The 3,384-nt window shown below is 31.8% G+C and carries 4 protein-coding genes; 3 read left to right on the top strand and 1 reads right to left on the bottom strand.

Translation table 11 applies throughout. From position 1 onward, the window contains the following. Positions 1-347: 347 nt before the first annotated feature. Positions 348-1,241: a patatin-like phospholipase family protein gene (locus tag ACQKII_RS24580; RefSeq protein WP_427463051.1), complete on the bottom strand. Its 894-nt coding sequence runs from the start codon at positions 1,239-1,241 to the stop codon at positions 348-350. Positions 1,242-2,232: 991 nt separating this feature from the next. Here ACQKII_RS24580 and ACQKII_RS24575 point away from each other — a divergent pair. From ACQKII_RS24575 to ACQKII_RS24565, 3 genes are all read left to right on the top strand, one after another. Beyond that, positions 2,233-2,421 carry a hypothetical protein gene (locus ACQKII_RS24575; RefSeq protein WP_427463050.1) on the top strand — a complete coding sequence of 63 codons (189 nt, stop codon included), beginning with the start codon at positions 2,233-2,235 and terminating at the stop codon, positions 2,419-2,421. A 118-nt stretch (positions 2,422-2,539) separates the two neighbouring features. Next, a complete protein-coding gene (locus ACQKII_RS24570) occupies positions 2,540-2,839 on the top strand; it encodes a helix-turn-helix domain-containing protein (RefSeq protein ID WP_427463049.1) in 300 nt (99 codons plus the stop codon). A gap of 47 nt (positions 2,840-2,886) precedes the next feature. Next, complete coding sequence (locus ACQKII_RS24565; RefSeq protein ID WP_427463048.1) at positions 2,887-3,168, top strand: helix-turn-helix domain-containing protein; 282 nt, start codon at positions 2,887-2,889, stop codon at positions 3,166-3,168. The last annotated feature ends 216 nt before the right edge of the window (positions 3,169-3,384 follow it).

Genomic DNA, 3,384 nt, shown 5'->3' with positions numbered 1-3,384 from the left:
CCAGGATCAAACTCTCCATAAAAGAAATTTGATAAGCTCAAATTGTTTTGCTGGCATCAATTTTGATGTCCAAAATTTTGTTTCGTTCACTTACCAAAGTTAGCTACTAAAAACTTTATTGATTACGTTTTGCTTGTTCAGTTTTCAAGGTTCATTTACCTTAACTCTTTTCGTTAAGAGCTAACTTTTATATAATAACATGTTATCAATATAATGTCAACCTGTTATTTTATTTTTATATTGTTGTATTGTTGTAGTTACATGTCGTAACAGCAACTTTCTTATAATATCATCTACTTTGTAGAACGTCAATAGTTTTTATTATTTATTTAAAGTAATACTAGTTTTCATATTCTAAACCTTGGCCAGGTCTTTAGAAATTGTATAGTACGATTTCTTCCTATCTCTAATAAGGTTTCCTTTGTCTCTTCATTCAAATCAAATTGTGTAGCACTATAATCATCTACCGGGATAAAAATAATATCCCTTTCATGTCTTCTTGATATATATCTTTCATCATGTGCTCCCTTCATTGTTGCAAATAATGCTTCAAATAAATTTAAGCCATTTTTTATTTCGTGCGGGCATTGTTCTTCGCTACGGCGGCTTAATTTAAGACCTATTATCGGCCGCACCTTACGTCCATTGCCATCATCAAATATCCATAAAGGAAAGTTACTTAATACCCCGCCATCAACAATAACAGATTCACCCTTTCCAGTTTTTAATGTAACTGGTTCAAAAAAAAATGGTATTCCACAACTCATACGTAAAGCACATGCTACGGAAAAATTCTCTGCATCGATATGATACTTTTGCAAATCATCTGGTAATACAATCATTCTACCATTAGTTAAATCTGATGCTACTAATTTCAATGAATCTTTGGGCAAATCGCCAAAAGTATAAACACCTTTAACCGCTAATTTTTGAAAGAACCATTTTTCCAATGCTTTTCCTTTATATAAACCTAAATGATTATATACATTCACCCATTTCATAAATGGTAGTGGTAGAAATGTTTTCCGAGGGTCTAATAAAGAAGGTACATCTAACTCTTCTAACATACATTCAATCTCTTTTCCACTATATCCGGCAGCAATAAATGCAGCTAATATAGCCCCAGCACTCGTCCCGGCTACTCTCTTAAAACGGAAATTTTGATCTTCTAGAACTTGATACGCCCCAACCAATGCAAAACCCTTTAAACCTCCACCAGAAAAAACGCCATCAATCCACAAAATTCCCTCTCCTTTTTCAAGTAATCTTTACATTATAAGAATTAAATAAAGAAATTAGAACTTACCAAGAGATTAATGTCAAATGAACGATGGTTTCTACTTCATATAAAATAAAAGACCAAAATGAATTGAGCTCTGTTAAATACAGTGCTCAATCCTAGATACTTGTTTAACAAGGCTATATTTATTATAAAATAAATTATTTGATTGACTTTGAAACTTTTTACAATCTAGCATATCTTTCTTTAATGTAAATTACTCTTGTTTAATTAGTCGAAGCAATGTTACTGTACTCGTTATTCTTTGTTTCTTCCATTGAACTACAATTTATAAAATTACATGTATAGAGTTTTTTCAAAGTCACACACGTTAAAACTAATTGGCCTTCCATTTTAACCTCTAAAATTTCCAAGCAATCTTATGCAGTTACAGAGTCTTTAATTGTATTGAACTGTTCTACTTCTAATTTTAATAAAAGTACGTTCTCCTATAAAACAGGTGCAGAACGTAACTAAAGGTATTTATCATATTCAAAACTTAATAACTATCACAAATGCTTGAAACAATGGAAAATGCGATTCAAAGATGTTGCTACGGAATATTTGCAACAAAATTTGAGCTGGTATCATTTCTTAGATGCACTAGCTTTTTGATTCGGATAACGTATTCACACATGTGCAGTGGAGAGTTGCTTCCATTAAATGAAACGAACTTTACGATTCCATCAAGAAAAATGATAGCGTAACAAGGTCTTTTGGGATTAATTGTAGAAATAATATTATAATGAGAAAACGGAAAATTTGTTCTTATTAAATAATTGGGCAAAATTTGTGTAAGGCGGTGGCAGATGCAAAAGATTTGATAGTTGCGTTAGTCATTGCATTGCTTACTCCACTTTGTACAGTACAAATCAAAATGCAACTATAAGAAAAAAGAATCGAAAACTATTTGATAGAAGATATGGCTTATCATAAGGAAGCTATAAAATCTATTGAATCCCAAATGGTACTTTGCTGGTCTTCCAAGTTACTGGGTAAACGTTATTTTTTCAGATGAACCAAATGTCGTCTATGTTTATTTTGCTCATGATAAAGACCATTCAGGACCATTTGAGCATTATACAATTGATGGACCTACTCTTTCGACAGATCAATTAAAGCACTTTAAGTCTTACGAATAAACTTTAAAACGTGCATTTTTTTATTATTTGCTACTCGAAATTTAATGGTATTTGAGAATAAAACGATATGCTCTCTATTAGGTAGATAAATTTAAAAATAAAATTGGGATTATTTTTTATGGGTCGCAGTAAACGCACATATGAATGGAGATTGACCGTTCTAGATTTAATAAGTAAAGGTCATTATTCTATGAAAGATTTAGGCAAACAATTCGAAGTATCTGCCACAACTATTGAACGATGGAAGATCAAATACGAGACGTTAGGACAAGTTTCGCTTCGAGAAGCTACTTTATGTATAAGATATCATAAAGAACTAAAATCAGCAGTTATAGAAGAATATATAGCTGGAGAACTTTCCTTTATGCAAACCATATCTAAATATGGGATTACGATTGAGTCTGTTTTAATAAAATAGATTAAAAGTTTACCATTCATAGAGATTTAAAAGATTCGGATAAATGGATGTATCAATTTATTACTAATAAAAGAAAAATAACATTACAAGAACGTATTGAAATCGTTTCCTACTGCCTAAAACAACAGAGAAACTATCAATTAATAGCAAAGGCCTATCAAGTTTCTTATCAACAGGTATGCCAATGGGTAAAGAAACTTGAAGCAAATAGTGAAGAAGCTTTACGAGACAAACGTGGTGGAACAAAAGCAGAAATAGAATTAACACCTGATAAAAAAATTGAAGTTAGAAATGAAATGATTAAACGGCTTAAGCCTAATAGAATTTAGGACTTAAGCCGTTTAAAGTTTTATTAAATTCCCACTATCTACTTGACCCAGAGCAGTTCAAAAACTCCAATATGCTTATTAATTTCATACAAACAAACAATCAAGTTAAAGAGAGCTTATAAAAAAAACAGCCAGCAATCAGCTGACTGTTTTGGATGCCTAGCGACGTCCTACTCTCACAGGGGGAAGCCCCCAACTACCATCGGCGCTAAAGAG

The sequence above is a fragment of the Lysinibacillus sp. NPDC048646 genome, assembly GCF_050272295.1.
GTDB lineage: Bacteria > Bacillota > Bacilli > Bacillales_A > Planococcaceae > Lysinibacillus.
This window is presented reverse-complemented; position numbering and strand designations above follow the sequence as displayed.

What these genes read in the sequence shown, in the direction of transcription:
- ACQKII_RS24570 (WP_427463049.1), top strand. Translation starts at nt 2,540, where the DNA reads ATGGGTCGCAGTAAACGCACATATGAATGGAGATTGACCGTTCTAGAT.
- ACQKII_RS24565 (WP_427463048.1), top strand. Translation starts at nt 2,887, where the DNA reads ATGTATCAATTTATTACTAATAAAAGAAAAATAACATTACAAGAACGT.